19 protein-coding genes are annotated in these 18,889 nt (G+C 65.2%); 7 read left to right on the top strand and 12 right to left on the bottom strand.

Translation table 11 applies throughout. From position 1 onward, the window contains the following. Window positions 1-28 precede the first annotated feature (28 nt). Entirely contained in the window at window positions 29-457 is a 429-nt protein-coding gene (locus DFO58_RS13450; RefSeq protein WP_120991381.1) for a DUF6069 family protein, read from the top strand. Window positions 458-606: 149 nt separating this feature from the next. Further along, window positions 607-1,044, top strand: a complete 438-nt coding sequence (locus tag DFO58_RS13445; RefSeq protein WP_120991380.1) for a DUF6069 family protein — start codon at window positions 607-609, stop codon at window positions 1,042-1,044. A 63-nt stretch (window positions 1,045-1,107) separates the two neighbouring features. Here DFO58_RS13445 and DFO58_RS13440 read toward each other — a convergent pair whose 3' ends face one another. From DFO58_RS13440 to DFO58_RS13415, 6 genes are all read right to left on the bottom strand, one after another. Continuing rightward, entirely contained in the window at window positions 1,108-1,365 is a 258-nt protein-coding gene (locus DFO58_RS13440) for a hypothetical protein (RefSeq protein ID WP_120991379.1), read from the bottom strand. Window positions 1,366-1,514: 149 nt separating this feature from the next. Continuing rightward, the gene (locus DFO58_RS13435; protein WP_053799040.1) at window positions 1,515-2,312 is read right to left on the bottom strand and encodes a CoA ester lyase; all 798 of its coding nucleotides are present in this window, start codon (window positions 2,310-2,312) and stop codon (window positions 1,515-1,517) included. Next, a complete protein-coding gene (locus DFO58_RS13430; RefSeq protein ID WP_120991378.1) occupies window positions 2,309-2,809 on the bottom strand; it encodes a MaoC family dehydratase in 501 nt (166 codons plus the stop codon). The genes DFO58_RS13435 and DFO58_RS13430 overlap by 4 nt, the downstream gene beginning before the upstream one ends. After that, complete coding sequence (locus DFO58_RS13425; protein ID WP_120991377.1) at window positions 2,802-4,775, bottom strand: biotin carboxylase N-terminal domain-containing protein; 1,974 nt, start codon at window positions 4,773-4,775, stop codon at window positions 2,802-2,804. The genes DFO58_RS13430 and DFO58_RS13425 overlap by 8 nt, the downstream gene beginning before the upstream one ends. Before the next feature lie 2 nt (window positions 4,776-4,777). After that, window positions 4,778-6,373, bottom strand: coding sequence for a carboxyl transferase domain-containing protein (locus DFO58_RS13420; protein ID WP_120991376.1), 1,596 nt, complete (start codon window positions 6,371-6,373; stop codon window positions 4,778-4,780). Next, the gene (locus tag DFO58_RS13415; protein WP_120991375.1) at window positions 6,370-7,002 is read right to left on the bottom strand and encodes a TetR/AcrR family transcriptional regulator; all 633 of its coding nucleotides are present in this window, start codon (window positions 7,000-7,002) and stop codon (window positions 6,370-6,372) included. Before DFO58_RS13415 ends, DFO58_RS13420 begins: the two co-directional genes overlap by 4 nt. 147 nt (window positions 7,003-7,149) lie before the next feature. On the opposite strand from DFO58_RS13415, the gene DFO58_RS13410 reads away from it, so the two are divergent. Beyond that, window positions 7,150-8,337 carry an MFS transporter gene (locus DFO58_RS13410; protein ID WP_120991374.1) on the top strand — a complete coding sequence of 396 codons (1,188 nt, stop codon included), beginning with the start codon at window positions 7,150-7,152 and terminating at the stop codon, window positions 8,335-8,337. Here DFO58_RS13410 and DFO58_RS13405 read toward each other — a convergent pair. Continuing rightward, window positions 8,225-9,052 (bottom strand): ABC transporter permease, encoded by an 828-nt coding sequence (locus DFO58_RS13405; protein WP_120991373.1) that lies wholly within the window; start codon window positions 9,050-9,052, stop codon window positions 8,225-8,227. The genes DFO58_RS13410 and DFO58_RS13405 overlap by 113 nt on opposite strands. Before the next feature lie 312 nt (window positions 9,053-9,364). Next, entirely contained in the window at window positions 9,365-10,006 is a 642-nt protein-coding gene (locus tag DFO58_RS13400) for a metal ABC transporter ATP-binding protein (RefSeq protein ID WP_053799034.1), read from the bottom strand. Between the two features lie 23 nt (window positions 10,007-10,029). Here DFO58_RS13400 and aztB point away from each other — a divergent pair, with 23 nt between their 5' ends. From aztB to aztD, 4 genes are all read left to right on the top strand, one after another. Continuing rightward, the gene (gene aztB / locus DFO58_RS13395) at window positions 10,030-10,938 is read left to right on the top strand and encodes a zinc ABC transporter permease AztB (protein ID WP_120991372.1); all 909 of its coding nucleotides are present in this window, start codon (window positions 10,030-10,032) and stop codon (window positions 10,936-10,938) included. Continuing rightward, window positions 10,935-12,206 carry an ABC transporter gene (locus DFO58_RS18285; protein WP_147407289.1) on the top strand — a complete coding sequence of 424 codons (1,272 nt, stop codon included), beginning with the start codon at window positions 10,935-10,937 and terminating at the stop codon, window positions 12,204-12,206. The genes aztB and DFO58_RS18285 overlap by 4 nt, the downstream gene beginning before the upstream one ends. Continuing rightward, window positions 12,203-13,126, top strand: coding sequence for a zinc ABC transporter substrate-binding protein AztC (gene aztC, locus DFO58_RS13385; RefSeq protein WP_183043203.1), 924 nt, complete (start codon window positions 12,203-12,205; stop codon window positions 13,124-13,126). Before DFO58_RS18285 ends, aztC begins: the two co-directional genes overlap by 4 nt. 76 nt (window positions 13,127-13,202) lie before the next feature. Beyond that, window positions 13,203-14,396 carry a zinc metallochaperone AztD gene (gene aztD / locus DFO58_RS13380; RefSeq protein WP_053799031.1) on the top strand — a complete coding sequence of 398 codons (1,194 nt, stop codon included), beginning with the start codon at window positions 13,203-13,205 and terminating at the stop codon, window positions 14,394-14,396. Between the two features lie 416 nt (window positions 14,397-14,812). Here the strand turns inward: aztD and DFO58_RS13375 are convergent, their stop codons facing one another. The 4 genes from DFO58_RS13375 to DFO58_RS13360 all read right to left on the bottom strand — a co-directional run bounded on the left by DFO58_RS13375 (window position 14,813) and on the right by DFO58_RS13360 (window position 18,658). Further along, complete coding sequence (locus DFO58_RS13375; protein WP_053799030.1) at window positions 14,813-15,568, bottom strand: ATP-binding cassette domain-containing protein; 756 nt, start codon at window positions 15,566-15,568, stop codon at window positions 14,813-14,815. After that, window positions 15,565-16,548 (bottom strand): iron chelate uptake ABC transporter family permease subunit, encoded by a 984-nt coding sequence (locus tag DFO58_RS13370; protein ID WP_120991417.1) that lies wholly within the window; start codon window positions 16,546-16,548, stop codon window positions 15,565-15,567. Before DFO58_RS13370 ends, DFO58_RS13375 begins: the two co-directional genes overlap by 4 nt. A gap of 55 nt (window positions 16,549-16,603) precedes the next feature. Beyond that, window positions 16,604-17,584: an iron chelate uptake ABC transporter family permease subunit gene (locus DFO58_RS13365; protein ID WP_060617053.1), complete on the bottom strand. Its 981-nt coding sequence runs from the start codon at window positions 17,582-17,584 to the stop codon at window positions 16,604-16,606. A gap of 87 nt (window positions 17,585-17,671) precedes the next feature. Beyond that, window positions 17,672-18,658: an ABC transporter substrate-binding protein gene (locus tag DFO58_RS13360; RefSeq protein ID WP_120991368.1), complete on the bottom strand. Its 987-nt coding sequence runs from the start codon at window positions 18,656-18,658 to the stop codon at window positions 17,672-17,674. Between the last annotated feature and the right edge of the window lie 231 nt (window positions 18,659-18,889).

Below are 18,889 nucleotides of genomic sequence, written 5' to 3'. Positions count from 1 at the left end.
TTTTTCACATCAAAGGAGATGTCCGGCCATGCAAGCTGACGTCAAATTCACAATGCCGTTTAACTTCGTTCAGGTGTTGCTTGCCGCCTTTGGCGCCATGGCCCTGAGCGTGCTCACGTTCTTCATCGCGGAGGCCGCCGGAGCATCTATGAAATTCTCCGACGGGATGTTCCGGAACATCGATTTCATCCACATTATCCGGTTCACCGTGCCTCCGATCGTGGTGCTCGGCTTCCTGACTTTCCTCATCGCACGCGGCCGTCCGGGATTCTGCCGCGTCGCGCAGGTGCTCGGGATTGCCCTGCTGCTCCTCTCGGCCGTGACGCAGCTGTTCTTCGCCGAAGACGCGGGAAGCGCGGTTGCGGTCGCCATCATGCACGTGATCGTCGGCGCAAGCTGGTACATCGCGGTGAACAACTCCAACAAGAAGGCCACCGAGCGAGCCGTGGCAGGTTGATTGGACTTGGCACGTTCTGGGGGCGTGTCATTTGCGAATAGTTCTGTACGGGACGGGTGTTGTAGAAGTCACCCGGCCCAAGGGTTTTGGCTGGATATGTTCGACTATAGAATCGTTGAGAACTGTCAACGATATCTTAGGGAACGTCAATGGCCCCGCAGGGAACCCCAAATAGCCCATTCAACTTCATCCAGGTAGCGATCGCCGCGCTCGGCGCCGGGTACCTCAACGTCATCATCTTCTTCATCGGCGGCTCGGCCGGAGCCTCCATGCAGATCGGTGAAACTTCGCACGATGTCGTGCACTTCGCCCAGGTTCTGGGTTACACCTGGGCTTCGATTGTTGCCCTGGGCCTTGTGGTGTTCCTGCTCGGTCGTGCCCAGAAGGGCATCACCAAGGTGGCCCAGTGGATCGGCCTGGTCATCGCCGTGGCGTCGATCGCCTTCCCGATCATGAATTCCGCCGATGTCGCCACCGCCATCACCCTGAGCCTCATCCACATCATGACCGGTGTGGCGTGGTTCTTCGCCGTGCACTACGGAAACAAGAAGCTGCATACCGAAGCGCAGGCACTCGCCATCGCCTAGTGACAGGTTGAAACTATCGGCATCGGAGGTCTTCTCCGGTGCCGATTTTGCATCCCGGGGCGACTACGGCTGGCGGTGGACCAGATAGATCAGCATCGCGATGATCTTGTGCGCAACCACGATGGAGAAGATTCCGGCCAGCAGAAAGAATCCGGTAGCCGCCATAGCAAGCACGGTCAGTCCCCACGCGTTGGTGGTGATTGCACCATTCATCAAGAAGTAGGTGTTGGCATAGATGGACACAATGCCAAGAACCCAGAGAATGACGGCGAACCAGAAAAAGACCAGAGTGTCATAGCCGGGCTTGCGAGTGGAAGACATGAACTACCTTTAGGGATCTCTGAACCGCATGGCCTGTCCAGGCGGCGCAGCTTCAACGCTAGACGCCGGCATCTTCGGTAGCAAAACTCGCCTCACTGCATGTCAGCGGAAGTTTCTGGACTCGCTGTCCCGGTGTGCTTAACAGGCCGTCACTTTTCACCTTCCACGATGGCCCGGGCCTGCCGCAACAATGGCGCGTCGACCATCTGCCCTTCGAACGTGAAGGCGCCGGCGTTCCCTTCGGCGGCGGCCAGCAGCCGCCGCGCCCGATCCAGCTGTTCCGCGGAGGGAGCGAAGGCCTCGCGGATGACCTGCATCTGGCTGGGGTGGATGCTGGCCTTGGCGGTGAAGCCGCTGGCAGCGGCGTCGGCGGCCTCGACCCGCAGCCCGTCCAGGTCCGCGATGTCCAGGTAGACCGAGTCGATGGATCCCTTGCCGTGCGCTGCGGCCTGCAGCAGCACCTGCGCGCGGGCGAAGCGGGAGACGTCCCGGTAGCTGCCGTCGGGGTGGCGCGATGAGGTGCCGCCCAGCGAGGCGGTCAGGTCCTCGGCGCCCCACATGAGTGCGGAGACGTTGGCGGCCGCCGCAATCTGCGCGGCGGCGTTGATGCCGCGGGCGGTTTCGCACAGCGCGATGACCTCGAAGGGATCCAGCTTCAGCACCTGCTCGGCGGATTCGCACTTGGGCAGCATGATCCGGGTGTACCCGGCCTGCTTGACCGCGCGCAGATCGGCGACGATGTAGTTGGTGTCGAACGGGTTCACGCGCACGATGGTGCGTTCGGGGTCCAGTGAGCTCTCAAGCACCGCCTGCCGGGCGGATTCCTTGTGCTCCGGGGCGACGGCGTCCTCCAGGTCCAGGATGACGGTGTCGGCGCGGTCGGCGGCCTTGGCGTAGCGGTCGGGCCGGTCGGCCGGGCAGAACAGGATCGCAGGTCCGAGTTTCATTGCTCCTCCTTGCTCAGTGCCGCCTCGTGGGCGGCCTTGGTCCACATCAGGCAGGTGCGGGTGGCGGTCGCGACGACCACCCCGTCCTGGTTGCGCCCGGTGTGCCGCATGGTGGCGATGCCCTGGCCGGGGCGGGATTTCGAGGGGCGGACCTCGACGATTTCGGTTTCGGTGTACAGGGTGTCCCCGTGGAACACCGGGTGGGGGAAGCTGACCGTGTCCAGCCCCAGCTGGCCGATGATGGTGCCCTCGGTCAGCTGGGGCACCGACTGGCCGATCATGGTGCCCAGCGTGAACAGCGAGTTGACCAGCGGCTTGCCGAAGGGCTGCGTGGCAGCCCAGGCGGCGTCCAGATGCAGCCCCTGGTTGTTCATGGTCAGCGTCGTGAACAGCACGTTGTCCGACTCGGTGATCGTGCGTCCGGGCCGGTGCTCGTAGAGCTCGCCCACGCTCAGTTCGTCCAGGTACAGTCCGCGCTGCACGATGCGGTTAGCCATTTTCGTCCTTTCGCGTATGCTCATCATCGGCGCTCGGCTCGATGGTGGCAAGGGTCTGCTTGGCGGTGACCAGGTCGCCGGGCTTCAGCGCCGGCATGCGCACGATCCCGTCGGCCGGCGAGGCCAGCTGGTGCTCCATCTTCATCGCCTCCACGATCAGCAGCACCTGCCCGGCGGCGACCGCGTCGCCGTCGGCCGCCCTCACCGCGATCACGGTGCCGGGCATGGGGGAGGTGACATGCGGGCAGACGGTCGCGTCGGCTTGGGCCTCGCGGATCTGCTCGCGCCGGCCCAGGCGGCGCACCGCGGTGCTCCAGCCCTCGGAACCCAGCCAGAGGGTGTCGCCCTCGCGCGCCCAGGAGATGTCGGCCAGCTGCCCGTCCAGCTGCACGCCGTTGGGGGTGTCGAGCAGCTCGTGGGCCTCGCCGTCCACCACCGCTGTGCCGGCGGACAGCGACACCTCGTGCACCCGGTCCCCGGCCTCCAGCTGCATCCGCCGCGGTGCCGGGGCGCCGGGCCGCCAGCCGTCGGCCGCCCAGGGGCCGGTGCCGGGCGCCGGGCTGAGCAGGTGCGCGGCGAGCGCGAGCTGCGCCGGGCCAATCTGGCGGAACTCGAAGCTGCGGCGCTCGACCAGCGTGGTGTCCAGCTTGCCGGCGACGACGTCGGGATCGGCCAGCAGCAGGCGCAGGTACTCGATGTTGGTTTTCACGCCCAGCACCACGGTGTGCGCCAGCGCCCGGTCCAGGGCGCGCAGCGCGGCGGCGCGGTCGGGCCCGTCGGCGATCACCTTGGCGAGCATCGGGTCGTAGTGCGGGCTGATCTGCTGGCCCTCGCGCAGCGCGGCGTCCACGCGCACGGCGCCGGGCAGCCGCAGCTTTTCCACGGTGCCGACGGAGGGCAGGAACCCGGCGGCCGGGTCCTCCGCGTAGAGCCGCGCCTCGATCGCGTGCCCCTGCAGGCCGACCTCCTCCTGGTTGAAGTCCAGCCGCTGGCCGGCGGCGATGCGCACCTGCCAGGCGACCAGGTCCAGCTTCTGCCCGCGCACGCGCACCACCTGCTCGGTGACCGGGTGCTCGACCTGCAGCCGGGTGTTCATCTCCATGAAGTAGAACTCGTCCGGGTTCGCGTCGCTGAGCAGGAACTCGACGGTGCCGGCCCCGACGTAGCCCACCGAGGCGGCGGCCGCGACCGCCGCGGCGCCCAGCTTCTGCCGCAGCCCGGGGCCAACCAGCGGGGAGGGCGCCTCCTCGATGACCTTCTGGTGCCGGCGCTGCAGCGAGCATTCGCGTTCGCCCAGGTGCAGGACGGTGCCGTGGGCGTCGGCCAGGACCTGCACCTCGATGTGCCGGGGGCTGGGGACCAGGCGCTCCAGGAACAGGGTGTCGTCGCCGAACGCCGAGGCAGCGGTGCGCCGGGCGCTGGCCAGCGCCTCGGGCAGGGCCTCGGGGGAGTGGACCGCCACCATGCCCTTGCCGCCGCCGCCGGCCGAGGGCTTGATCAGCAGCGGGTAGCCGACGCCCGCCGCGGCGGCGGCCAGCGCGGCGTCGTCGAGCCCGGGTTCGGCGATGCCCGGGGTGGTCGGCACCCGGTGGGCGGTGACGTGGTTCTTCGCGCGGATCTTGTCGCCCATCAGGTTGATGGCGTGAACCGGCGGGCCGATGAAGGTGATGCCGGCGGCCTCAAGGGCGCGGGCGAAGTCCACGTTCTCCGAGAGGAAGCCGTACCCCGGGTGCACCGCCTGCGCGCCCACTGCCCGGCAGGCGGACAGGACCGCGTCGATGTCGAGGTAGCTCTGGGCGGCCGGGGCGGGGCCCAGGCGCACCGCCACGTCGGCGGCCGCCACATGCGGGGAGCCGGCGTCGGCGTCGGAGTAGACGGCGGCCGAGCGGATGCCCAGCGCGCGCAGGGTGCGGATCACGCGCACGGCGATCTCCCCGCGGTTGGCGACAAGTACTGTGTTGAACATGCTCACATCCTGAACAAGCCGAAGGTGGTGTCCGGCAGCTGGCCGGCGCAGGCGTCCAGCGCCAGGCCGAGCACGCGGCGGGTGTCGGCCGGGGCGATGACCCCGTCGTCCCACAGCCGGGCGGTGGAGTACCAGGGGCTGCCCTGGGTTTCGTACTGCTCGCGGATCGGCGCCTTGAAGGCCTCCTCGTCCTGGGCGGGCCAGTCCTGCCCGGCGGCTTCCAGCCCGTCGCGCTTGACGGTCGCCAGCACGCTGGAGGCCTGCGCCCCGCCCATCACGGAGATGCGCGCGGCAGGCCACATCCACAGGAAGCGCGGGGAGTAGGCGCGCCCGCACATCGAGTAGTTGCCGGCGCCGAAGGAGCCGCCGATGACCACGGTGAACTTGGGCACCCGGGCGGTGGCCACCGCGGTGACCATCTTCGCCCCGTGCTTGGCGATGCCGTCCGCCTCGTAGTCGCGGCCCACCATGAACCCTGCGAGGTTCTGCAGGAACACCAGCGGGATGCCGCGCTGGTCGCACAGCTGGATGAAGTGCGCGCCCTTGAGCGCCGACTCGGAGAACAGCACCCCGTTGTTCGCGATGATGCCCACGCGGTGCCCGTACAGGGTCGCGAACCCGGTGACCAGGGTGGTGCCGTACTCGGCCTTGAACTCGTGGAACCCGCTGCCGTCCACCAGCCGGGCGATCACCTCGCGCACCTCGTAGGGGGTGTTGACGTCCACCGGGACGATGCCCGCCAGCTCGGCCGCGTCGTAGAGCGGCTCGGCGTACACGGCGCTCCGGGGCTCCGGCTCGGGCAGGGTGCAGATGATGTCGCGCAGGATCTGCAGCGCGTGCTCGTCGTTGTCCGCCAGATGGTCCACCACCCCGGAGGTCTTGGCGTGCAGCTCGCCGCCGCCGAGCTCCTGTGCGGTGACCACCTCGCCGATCGCGGCCTTCACCAGCGGCGGGCCGCCCAGGAAGATGGTGCCCTGGTTGCGCACGATCACCGTCTCGTCGCTCATCGCCGGCACGTAGGCGCCGCCGGCGGTGCAGGAGCCGAGCACCGCCGCCAGCTGCGGGATCTTGGCCGCGGAGAGGTTCGCCTGGTTGTAGAAGATGCGCCCGAAGTGCTCGCGGTCCGGGAACACCTCGTCCTGCATCGGCAGGAAGGCGCCGCCCGAATCCACCAGGTACACGCAGGGCAGCCTGTTCTCCAGCGCGATCTCCTGCGCGCGCAGGTGCTTCTTCACGGTCATCGGGAAGTAGGTGCCGCCCTTGACGGTCGGGTCGTTCGCCACCACCATCACGTGCCGGCCGTGCACCAGCCCGATGCCGGCGATCATTCCCGCGCCCGGGCTGGCCCCGTCGTACATGTCCTCCGCGGCCAGCGGCGCGACCTCCAGGAAGGGCGAGCCGTCATCCAGCAGTCGGTCCACCCGGTCGCGGGGCAGCAGCTTGCCGCGCTGAACGTGACGCGCCCGGGACTTTTCCGAGCCGCCGCGCGCGGCCCGTGCCAGGCGCTCGTAGAGCTCGTCGATCAGCGGCGCATACTCGCCGCGACGGCGGGCGAAATCCTCGGAATCCGCGTCAACGCGCGTGGGAAGGGTCTTCATCGTGCTCCTTCGGGGTCGTGCGGTTCGCTGTCCAGCCGGGCGGGAACCGGCAGCTCTTCGGGGACGGCCGGGTCGGCCGCCAGGATGCGCAGGGCCATCTGGATGAAGTTCGCCTGCACCTGGGCCAGCGGCAGCCGCCCGCCGGGGCGGTACCAGTGCGCCACGCCGGTGCCCATCTCCATGATGGCCAGCCGTGCCATGCCCGCATCCGGGGCGTGGAACAGGCCCGCGCGCTCGCCGTCGGCCAGCGCGTCGGTGAACAGCGCCTCGTATTCGTCGCGCAGGGCCTGCATGGCCGCGCGGTGCTCGCCGGACAGCGAACGCATCTCGTATTCGGCCACCCGCGCAGTCTGCGGGTTGGTGGCGGTGAAGCCAACGTGGAAGGCGACCAGCGCGGCCAGCCGTTGCGCGGGGTCGGCGTCCTCGATGGCGTCCTGCGCGCCGTCGATCATCGCGTCCAGGCAGTTGCGGATCACGCCCAGCAGCAGCTCCTGCTTGCCGCCGACGTAGTGGTAGAGGGTCGCCGAATTCAGCCCGACCGCGGCGCCCAGCTCCCGGATCCCGGTGGCCGCGAACCCCTGCCGCGCAAAGCAGGACACCGCCGCCTTGTGGATCTGTCCCAGTTGCATGCCGCTCCCAATCGATCGATTGACTCCCAGTACACCGCACGCCGTCAAGTGATGTCAATCACTTGATTGGGTTTCCCGGTTAAGCCGTGGCGCCGCCGCCGGGGAAGCGCCGTGACATGATGGAATCCCGCGACCTGGAAGGGGCCCATGCTTCACACCCGCGAGAACCGCCGCGCCCGCGGGGCCGTCGCCGCGCTGTTCCTGACCAACGGGGCGCTGTTCGCCAACATGGCCCCGCGGCTGCCCGAGTTCAAGGCGCAGCTGGGCCTGGAAGCCGGAGCCTACGGCCTGCTGGTCACCGCCTGGCCAGTGGGCGCGATCGTCGCCGGGCTGGCCGCCGGGTCTCTGATCCGGCGTTTCGGATCGGCCGCGGTCGCGGTGTTCGGCACGCTGGCCACGGGCCTGGCGGTGCTGGGCGCCGGTTCGGCCGGAAGCCTGGCGCTGGTGGCGGCGGCCTTCGTCGTCGGCGGGGCGATGGACGCGATCACCGACGTCGCGCAGAACGCGCACGGCCTTGAGGTGCAGCGCCGCTACGGCCGCCCGATCCTGAACTCGTTCCACGCGCTGTGGTCCGTCGGCGCGGTGCTCGGCGGCCTCATGGCGGCCGGCGCCATGGCCCTGGGCCTGCCGCTGGCCGCGCATTTCGCAATCTCCTGGCTGCTCTTCGCCGCCGTGGCGCTGACCGCGTGGAAATTCTGCCTGCCGGCCCGCGGACCCGTCGAGCCGGTCGAGGAGCACTCTGTTGCCGCCGAGCCCGTTCCGGCGGCGTCGTGGGCAAGGATCACCGTGGTCATCGCGGCGTTGGTGCTGATCGCCTCGGCCGGCATCATGGTGGAGGACGCGGGCAACTCGTGGGCCACGCTGTACCTGGGATCGCTGGGCGCGCCGTCCGCGCTGGCCGCCTCGGGTTACATCGCGCTGGTCGGGGCCCAGTTCATCGGCCGCATCCTGGGGGACTCGATGGTGCACCGCTTCGGCCAGCGGCTTATCGCGCAGCTCGGCGCGGTGCTGGTGGCAGGCGGCATGGGCCTGGCGCTGGCCTTCCCGAGCATTCCCGGCAGCCTGCTGGGCTTCGCCGCCGCCGGGTTCGGGGTGGCCACGCTGGTGCCGGCGGCCATGGAGCAGGCCGACCGGATTCCGGGCCTGGCCCCGGGCACCGGGCTGAGCATCGTCTCTTGGCTGATGCGGCTGGGCTTCCTGCTTTCCCCGCCGCTGGTGGGATTCATCGCGCAGAACTTCTCGCTGCGCGCGGGCCTGCTGGTGGTGCCGATCGCCGGGCTGATCGTGCTACTCTGCTCGCCGGTGCTGCGCGCACGCCGACCCGCCGGTCGATAAGCTCTGCCAACAGGCTCACCGCCACCGCCTGAACCGCCATCAGGTTCACCAGCACGATCAGCTGCACCAGCCCGGCTTCCAGCGGGCTCGCCCCGCCCAGCACCAGCCCGACGAACGCGCCGGGCAGCGTCACGGTGCCCACGGTGCGGGTCTGATCCAGCCCCGGTAGCAAGGCCTCAGCGGCCACCGGCCGGGCGACCAGGCTGCGCGCGTCCCGCATGCCGAACCCCAGGGCCAGCGCGGCTTCGACCTCCCCGCCGCGCTGTTCCAGCTCCTGGTGCAGCCGCCGCCCGGCGAGGTTTACCGCGCTCATCGCCCCGCCGATCAGCTGGCCGGCAACTGCGATCATGGCCAGTGGCGAAAAGGGCAGCACCCCGAAGGCGAGCATCAGCGCCAGCACCGGCAGCACGCCCCCGGCCATTGCGGTCGTCGGGACCCACCAGGACAGCGTCCCGATGCGGCGGGTGGAGGTCAGTATCGCGATCGTGAACATCAGCACTAGGAACGCCGCGGTTAATCCCGGGGAGCGGGAGACCTGGGATATCAGCAGGGCCACCAGGATCATCTGCGCCAGCGCGCGCACCACAGCCAGCAGGATCGCCCGGGCCGGAAGCATCAGGAAACGGCTGGCCACCACGGCGGTCGCCGCGGCGAGCAGGGCCAGCATGACCCACATGCCCGTCCCGGTATTCAGCAGGGAATCGTTCCCGCCCATCGGCAGCCTTCCACCCGTCGATCGACCGCGAATGCCCGGTCGAGCAGGCGCAATGCCTGCACTCCATCCTATCCAGCCCTTGTGCCTGGGTCCCGCCGATGTCCAGTGCGGCTTGCACGGGCACGGCCTGGATGACGGAGTGTGCTTGGATCGGCGGGACAGGCTATTGGCAAGCCCGGAGTGTTCGGTAGAGACGATGTTGGCGGCGTCCGGCTATTCCCGAAGCTGAATATGTCGAGGCTCGGTGCATGTGCGGCGTGATCCCTGTGGGGCCGCCCTTCCTGAGGCTGCGTAGACTTTTCAGATGCCGGCCTAGGCAGTTGCGCTCATCGTATCGGGGACGATGCGACCAGCTTCCAGAAGCATGACCCGATCACAGATCGCCAACCCATGAAAATCATGGCTTACCAGAGCGACAGCCCGGCCCCGAGCAGCCTCTTCGACCACTTCCTGGTAGATCCGGCGACGACTTTCCTTGTCCAGCCCGGTGGTCGGTTCGTCCAAGATCAGCGTAGGGGCGTTTTGGACTAATGCCTGGGCTAGCAACGTGCGTTGGCGCTGGCCCCCGGACATCGCGTGAAATGGGCGGTCTTCGAGTCCTTGCATTCCTACGCGGTGTATTGCCGTGGCAACTCTCTTATCCGCTAGGCGGCGCGGTATATGGCAGCGCCAAGTGCCCATGCGGACCACCTCTCGCACGGTCAGCGGCAGAGAGTCGGGGGCTTGGCTGCGTTGTACAACCAATGCCACTGCTCCTCGCCATTGGATCTCACCACGCTGTGGCCGCTGAAGGCCGGCGAGCAGGGAAACCAGTGTCGACTTGCCTGACCCGTTCGGGCCGGCGATCCCCAGGATGCTTCCCGGGGTTAGCTGGAGGGTTATGTCATGTAAGACGTCCGTGTCGGCGTAGGAAAAACACAGTTTTTCTGTGGTGATTGTAGGCAGGTCGTTCATGTTTCAACCGTACCAAATTGCTAATGATTCTCATTAACGATAAGTTTTCTGCTGTGTTGATTGAGCCTTTGCAGACAGACTTCATGCTTCGAGCGGTAATCGGTGGAACCTTGGCGGCCACGATTTGCGCCATCGCTGGGACCTGGGTTGTGATTCGGGGAATGGCATTCCTCGGAGAAGCCTTGGGCCATGGAATGCTTCCCGGGGTTGCCCTGGCCACGGTGTTCGGGCTGCCGCTGATTCTCGGGGCTGTCGTCAGCGCCGCGGCGATGAGTGCCGCCATCGGGGTACTGCAACGACGGGGGCGGATGTCTTTCGACACGAGTATCGGTCTGTTGTTCGTGGCAATGCTCTCGATTGGTGTCATCGTGGTTTCCCACTCGCGTAGCTTCGCCACGGACGCGACAACCATGCTTTTCGGCGACATTCTCGCACTTAAGGACACGGACCTGCTGATTTTGTGTGCAGGGCTGGGTATCGCGCTGTTCATCGCAGTGAAGTTCCACCGCAATTTCACCGCTACGGCCTTCGACGAGCGCATTGCTACCACGTTGGGACTGCGACCTCGGCTGACGCAGGTGGTCTTGGTGGGCTTGGTGACGTTGGCGGTTACGGCGTCTTTCCAAGCTGTGGGAACACTTTTGGTGGTCGGACTGCTGCTGGCTCCCGTGGTGGCAGCAAACCGCTGGTCTACTCGCATCCACACCACCATGTGCTTGGCCGCCATTTTCGGTGCCGTTTCCGTTGTAGGCGGCCTGTTGATGTCGTGGTACTTCGGCACCGCTGCGGGGGCCACGATTGCAGGTAGCGCGATCCTCATCGCCGGGTTGTCGGCCTTCTGCCGAATTGCGGCCAAACGGCTGCGCGCCACGAATCTTGAACCTCGTGCAGCTTCTGAACTATCCATTCCCGAATTCGAAAGAACGACATGAATCGCGTCTTTGCATCCTTCTCCATGACCGCAGTAACCCTGGCATCGCTGACTGGCTGCGTTGTGTCCACAGATCTACCACCACCAGCTGAGTCAGTGACGGATGCGCGCCACCCTGATGATTCCTTGCATGGCACCGTACAGGGTGCTCAAGAGAGCACCGAAGCACCGCTGCATGTCGTTGCCGTTGATGCCATGGGCCACGCAAGTATGAGCGATTTACTGGATGGCGCGGAATCTCGCTTGGAAACTTTCGGTGTACCAACCGCACTCGCCAGCGACGGGCGATACGTCTTCGCCTCGACGCGCGACGGGTTGTCGATCATTGACAGCGGGATGTGGAGTTGGGCTCATGGAGACCATTTCCACTATTACCGGGCCGCCCCTCGAAGCGTGGGAACAGTGCAAGGGGGAGCGCAAGCTACGGTCACCGGATCGGCGTTGTCTACCGCCGGCGGGACGGGTGTTTTCTTCCGGGACACTGGAAAAGCCGTGCTGTTGGACAACGCTGAACTTGCTGAAGGGCGCCTGAAGCCCATATTCGAGTTGGACGCGGGCGTGCACAACGGTCTTGTTGCGCCGCTCGGCGATGGCGCGCTGGTTACGGTCGCCGAGGACAACGGCACATCATCGGCTCTCCAGTTCATCAGCGCCTCGGGACAGCCTGTCCCCGGAACCGAAACGGAGTGCGAAGACGCCAGCGGATCTGCCGTCACGCCTGCGGGATTGGTCATCGGCTGCGCGGGGGGTGCCCTGGTCGCCACCGTGGACGAGGCCAGCGGCGGTGCACCGCACTACCAGCGCATCGCCTACCCCAAGGGGACCAAGGCGGAAGATCGGGCAGAGCGTTTCGACGGGCGCAAGGGACGCACCAGTGTCGCCGCAGTTGCCGGTGATCATGGCGCATGGGTGCTTGATGTGCGTGAAGGAACATGGCGGCGTATTTTGGCTGACGTTCCGCTGCTGAAGGTGAGCGCGGTAGACGACAAGGAAGGACACGTAGTCGCAGTGGATACGTCGGGACGTATCCACGTTCAGAAGCTCAACGGCAATGACCGGCCCGACGTCTCCAAGCCGTTGTTGGCCGAAACCCTCGAAGATCAGGAATCGCTCGCCGGCGTGCAACTGGTGACTGACCAGCAGCGAGCCTATGTCAATGATCCGGCGGCCGGAACCGTGTATGAGATTGCCTTTGCCGATGGGGCACGCATCGCCAGGAAGATCGACACTGCTGCCAAACCGGTATTCATGGCGGTGACCGGACGATGAACAAAGGCAGCATTCGTACATTCGGCATCCTCGCCATGGTGCTGGCCGGCTTCCTGTTGTCGGGTTGCGTTCCCGGGGGCATGGCGGATGGCACTGCGCGCATTGTGGTCACCACCAATATTCTCGGTGACGTAACCAAAAACCTGGTTGGGGGCGCCGCTGAGGTAAGCACCTTGATGAAGCCGAATGCCGATCCGCATTCTTTCGAAATTTCTGCGCGTGAAGCTTCTCAGTTATCGCACGCCGATCTGCTGGTATCAAATGGAATGGGACTTGAAGAGGGGCTGGAGCAGCACCTTGAATCAGCTGCAGCCTCGGGAACTCGACGATTTGTGGCGGGGGATCACCTGGAGCCAATCGCCTATGACCCCGAAGCGGGCAATAACGCGCCCGATCCCCATTTCTGGACGGATCCTGCCCGGATGCTCGACGTCATTGACGCCCTGACAACAGAATTACGTGCAGTCGAGGGTATGGACCAGCAGCAGCTGGAGCGTGCGTCAGCGTCGTTCCGCGAGCAAGTGGTGCAGTTGGATCGGCGAATGTCCGATTCCTTTGCGCTGATCCCCTCCGAACGACGTGCGCTGGTGACCAACCACCATGTTTTCGGGTACCTTGCCGAACGCTTCGATTTCCGCGTGATCGGTGCCGTGATTCCTGGTGGTACCACGCTCGCCTCGCCAAGCGCCGCGGATCTGAAAGACCTGGCGGATGCGATCCGCCAGGCACACGTCCCGGCAATCTTTGCCGACTCCTCACAACCGGATCGGCTGGTCCAAGCTCTGGCCAGGGAATCCGAAGTCCAGGTCGAGGTCATCGAGTTGTTCACCGAATCCCTGACCGAGCCCGGGCAGGGTGCCTTCAACTATCTGGAAATGATGGCAACGAACACCGAACGTATCACCCGCGGGCTCGGCTGAAGAGCCCACTGAACGAAAAAAGTGTTCAGGAACGTACCAGTGCTCCTGAACCGCACACAAGAAAGGTAAGAACCATATGTACAAGACATACCGCCGATCTTTCGGCATGCTTTCCTCGCTGGCGGTGCTTGCGCTGGCCGCCAGCGCGTGCGCGTCAACCGGCGACGCGGCCTCCAAGACTTCCGCGGAGCCAGAAGAAACAGCTGGTTCCGCTGCGCTGGCGGTCTCCTATGAAAACGGCATCGCTGTACTCGACGGCAAAAGCCTGGAAGTCAGGCAAAGTTTCGACAGCGAGGCATTTACGCGCTTGAATGCGGCCGGGGACGGACGCAGCGTGCTTGTGACGACCTCAAAAGGATTCCAGGTGCTCGACACCAAGACTCCGGAATTGCGCCAAGCGACCTTCGCCGCGAAAGCACCGGGGCACGTGGTGCGCCACGATGGAAAGACCATCCTGTTTGACGATGGCACCGGAGACACAACGATTTTCGAATCCTCCAGTCTTGCACGCAGCGGGAATGATTTGCCCCAAACCAACGTCGTGGCAGGACAGGAAGCGCATCATGGGGTGTCAGTCAAACTCTCGGACGGCGCGTTGGTGACAACAGTGGGCACCGCGGAATCACGTAGCGGAGCCAAGGCGCTCGACGAACAGGGGAATGAAATCGCTCGCAGCGAGAATTGTCCAGGCGTGCACGGAGAAGGCACTGCCGCCGGCGAAGCAGTGGTCTTCGGCTGCGAAGACGGGGCGTTGCTCTATCACGATGAACACTTCGATAAGTTCACCGCGCCAGATAAGTACGGACGCATGGGCAACGCGTTCGTCTCCGAATCCAGCCCGTTGATTGTCGGCGATTACAAAAACGACCCGGACGATGAGGGGTACCTGCTGGAGAAGGTGGCGTTGATCGATACCGAAAAGCACAGTTACAAGGTCCTCGACCTGCCGGGGGACCTCAAGTACACGTGGAGAGGAGTGGTTCGTGGCCCGCAGGATCGCGCATATATCCTCGCGACCGATGGTTCGATTCATGTCTTGGATCCGGCCTCTGGAAAAGTCACCGGGCAATACCCTGTGATCGGTCCGTGGGAAGGGCCGAAGAATTGGCAGGACGCGCACCCGGCGTTGACAGTGAACGGAGACACGGCCTATGTGGCTGATCCGCAGAACAAGCAAGTCCATGCGGTGAACCTTGCGACGGGCGAAAAGACTGCGAGTGTCACACTCGACGGCGTCCCGAATGAAATGGCAGCCGCCATAGGCCGTTAGCCAAGTTCGGTATTCCGGAACCGGGTTCCGAGACACCCGTGTGAATTCGCACTTGTCTTCGGCCCGGCTCCTGGGCATGGAGACGAACCCATACGGCTCTAATCTGGAATTACGTTAGGGATATCGCTGGGATCCGCGAAATTACCCGGATCCCAGTGCGCTGGGAACGCGCCACCCCGGCGGAACGTGAGTATGTGAAGGCCATGGCTGTCGACGGAGACGACGGCTCACGAAGCGCGGACATCGCTCAACGTCTGGGAAAATCTGCACAGGCGTTGGCACCGTTAAGGGCTTCGCTGATTTCCAAGGGGATTATTTGTGCGCCGCAGCGTGGGTACATCGCGTTTACCGTACCCGGGATGGCCAGTCTCATTGAACGTCAGCGACAATTACTGGAGGACTGAGCCGGCAACCGGCTAGTAGTACACCGCCAGAGGGCCTTCCGGGCCGGCGATCACGCGCACCGGAGTTTCGAACACGTCCGTGAGGATCTCATCATTCATGATGCGCTCCGGGGTGCCGAACTCGACGACCTTGCCCTGCTTCATCGCGCAGATGTAGTCCGCGTAGTGCCCGGCGAAGTTGATGTCGTGCAGCACGATCACGATGGTGCGGTTCAGTTCCGCTGCGGCGCGCTTGAGGTGGCGCATCATGATGACCGAGTGCTTCATGTCCAGGTTGTTCAGCGGCTCGTCCAGCAGCACGGTGTCGGTGTCCTGCGCCAGCACCATCGCCACGTAGGCGCGCTGGCGCTGCCCGCCGGAAAGCTCGTCCAGGTAGCGGCCTTCCAGCTCGGAGAGGTCCAGGAAGTCGATCGAGCGTGAAATGATCTCCTCGTCCGCCATGGTCAGCCGTCCCTTGGAATGCGGGTAGCGGCCGAAACCCACGAGCTGGCGCACGGTCAAGCGGGTGACGAAGTGGTTCTCCTGACGCAGGATCGAGACGATCTTCGCCAGGTCCTTGGAATTGGTCTTGGACACGTCGTAGCCGGAAACCTCGATGTTGCCCGAGTCGATGCCCAGCAGGCGCCCGACCATGGTCAGCATGGTCGACTTGCCGGCGCCGTTCGGGCCGACCAGCGCGGTGATGCCGCCGGCGGGGATCTGCAGGGTGACCGGGCCGATCGAGACCTCGGATGAGTACTTCTTCTGGACGTCGTTGAGGGTAATCACAGCCGGCCCTTTCGCAGGATGAAGATGAGGAATGTAATGCCGCCGACGGCTTCGATGATGATGCCGACCACACCCTGGGCGTAGAAGACGTTTTTCATGATGAAGTAGGACCCAGCCAGCACCACGAAGCCGGCCAGGAAGGCCATCGGGTAGATGAAGCGGTGGTCGTAGGTGTCGGCCAGCTGGTAGGCCAGGGTCGCGACTAGGAAGCCCAGGAAGGTCAGCGGGCCGACCAGTGCGGTGCTCACCGCCATCAGAATGGAGACGAAGAACAGGGTGGTCATCACCTCGCGGCGATGGTTGATCCCCAGGTTGATTGTGGTTTCCTTGCCCAGCGCCAGGATGTTCAGCTTCTTGGAGCTGGCTACCAGGTAGCCGCCGGCGACGAGCATCAGCGGGATGGCCAGCGGCATGTAGCTCATGTCGGCGTTGGTCATCGAGCCGAACAGGCGCGCGGTGAGCACGTCGAACTCGCTCGGGGTGAGCATGCGCTGCATGAATGTCGCCACCGAGCCGAGCCCGGTGCCGATGATGATGCCCACCAGCAGCATGATCTGGATGTTGCCCAGCTTGCCGCTCAGCAGCCAGCCGTACAGGGCCACGGAGAGCGCCACCATGATGGCTACCTGTAGCGCGAACTGGCCGATGCCGGTGAAGAAGGTGATGCCGGCGATGCCGAGGAAGAACACCGCGCCGGTCTGCACCACGCGGTACAGCGCCTCGAAGCCCATGATGGACGGGGTGAGCAGGCGGTTGTTGGTGACGGTCTGGAAGGAGACGGTGGCGATCGCCTGGCAGGCGGCGACCACTGCCATGGTCAGGATGCTTCCGGCGCGCATCTTCGCGATGATCCAGAAACCCTCGGAGCCCACCGGCATGGGGTTGTCCCAGGCCAGCAGCCCCGCGCCGAAGACCAGCGCGAGCGCGATCATGATCCCCAGGGTGATCCAGTAGCGCTTGCGCACCTTGGAGGTGGGCATCGCTCCGGAAGCCCGGGAGGAGTTGTGGCCGGCAAGTTCCGGCAGTGAAATCAGATTAGCCACGTTTGCGCTGCCTTAGAAGCATGATGATGAAGACGACGGCGCCGACCACACCCAGGATCAGCGACACCGGGATTTCGAACGGCATGATGATGGTGCGGCCCACGAGGTCGCACACGGTGGTGATCGCGATGCCCAGCAGGCACACCCACGGCAGGTTGCTGCGCAGGTCGTCGCCGCGCACCATGGACACGAGGTTCGGCACGATCAGCCCCAGGAACGGCAGGTTGCCGATCACCACGGTCACCACGCCGGTGGCCACCGCGATCAGCGCGGTGCCCAGCAGCATGACGTTGCGGTAGTTCAGCCCCACGTTGGTTGCGATCTCCTCGCCCAGGCCGGCGACGGTGAAGCGGTCAGCGACGATGAAGATCGCCACGGCCACGGCGGCCACGATCCACAGCACCTCGTACTGCCCGCGGATCACCGAGGTGAACGAGCCTGCCAGCCAGATGCCCAGGGACTGCAGCTTGTCGGTGGTCAGCGCCAGGAACGTGGAAAACGCCCCGACCACCGAGCCAAGCATGATGCCCACGATGGGCACGGTCAGCGAGGCCTTCAGCGAGACGCGGCGCAGGAAGAGGAAAAAGAGCATGGTGCCGGCGAAGGCGAAGACGATCGCCACTGCCATCTTGGAGAGGATGGAGGCCTGCGGGAAGAGCACCAGCATCACCAGCAGGCCCAGGCCCGCCCATTCGGTGGTGCCGGTGGTGGTCGGCTCGACGAACCGGTTCTGCGTCAGCAGCTGCATGACCAGCCCGCTCATCGCCATCGCCGCGCCGGCCAGCACCAGGGCGATGGTGCGCGGGATGCGGGTGATGGCGAACATCTCGGCGCCGTCCTGCGCGCCGAAGACGTCGTACACGCCGGTGAACAGGGAGAACGCCAGGAGGACGAGCACACCGATGATGCCCAGGAGCAGCTGCCAGCTCAAGAGCCTGCCCTTGGTGCGAGGTGTGGACAACGTGGTAGTCATGAGGCCGCCGATGAAAGTGTGGTGGTGGTGCAAAGTGGCGAGACCGTCGCCGGCCCCGCCACTTCTACGCTGTGATGCGCGGTTGGATTACTTCGCCGCTTCCAGGGCGTCGGCGAATTCGTTGAGGAACTCGGTGTAGGTCTGGATGCCTTCGTTGGTGTAGGTGTCCGCCGGCATGACGACGACGTTGCCTTCCTTGGCCGCGGTGACGTTCTTCAGCGCCTCGGAGTTCTCCAGCAGTTCCTTGGCCGGCTTGTAGCCCTCGGCGTCGGCCTCCACGGCTGCGTCGCGGTCCATCAGGATGATCCAGTCCGGGTTGGACTTCGCGATGGCCTCGACCGAGACGTCGTCGCCTTCGTGGTCGGTGGAAGCTTCGTCCAGCTTCAGCGCCGGGGTCAGGCCCAGCACGTCGAACAGCGGGCCGACGGTGCGGCCGGTGCCCGGCGCGGAGTAGCCGAACTCGCCACCGGAGGTGATCAGGCCCATGACGGTGTCTTCAGGGTTGTAGGCGTCGGTGACGCGCTTCTCGGCGGCCTGGAGGTCCGCGACCAGCTTGGCCGCTTCGTCCTGCTTGCCGAAGATCTCGCCCAGCACGGTGGTCTGGCGCTCCAGCTCGGCGTCCAGCGGCTCGCCGTCGCGTGGGTCGAGGTTCACCAAGGTGGCCTTCGGAGCCAGTTCCTTGAGCTTGTCGGCGTGCTGGGTGAAGCGCTGGCCGTTGATGATCAGGTCGGGCTGGACCTCGACGACTGCTTCCAGGTTCGGCTCGCGGTGGCTGCCCAGGTCGACGATCTTCTCGTCCTTGGTGTAGGCGATGGTGTCCGGCATCAGCGCGACGGCGCCGGCCTTCAGCTCCACGCCCCAGTCGGACAGGGTCTCGAAGGTGCGGTTGTCGGTGGCGACGACGGAGGCCGGCGGGGTGGCGATGTTCTTCTCGCCCTCGTTGTCCGTGATGGTCACGGTCTTGGCTGCGGCGTCGGTGTCGCCGGAAGCGGCCGAGGTGGTCGAACCGCAGGCGGTCAGGGACAGGGCTGCGATGCTCAGCAAGGCTGCTGCGCGAAGCTTCATGGAGGCCATGGTTTCCTTCGTGTCGAAGCAACCGTAAAGGTTGCTGGAACAAGTGATCTAAGTATTAGCTTAGCCTTAGCTGCAAGAAATACGTTAAGCCGTTTTCCTGTTGTGTGGGACACACGAAGTAGGCCTGCATTGGCTAACTTCGGGCGAAACCCCCGGTTTTCCGGGCATTAATAGACGCACCTAAGATTCATGGTTGATAATTGCAACCGAAAAAAGTTAGCTATTTGTGAC

Source organism: Arthrobacter sp. AG1021 (genome assembly GCF_003633665.1).
Lineage (GTDB): Bacteria > Actinomycetota > Actinomycetes > Actinomycetales > Micrococcaceae > Glutamicibacter > Glutamicibacter soli.
This window is presented reverse-complemented; position numbering and strand designations above follow the sequence as displayed.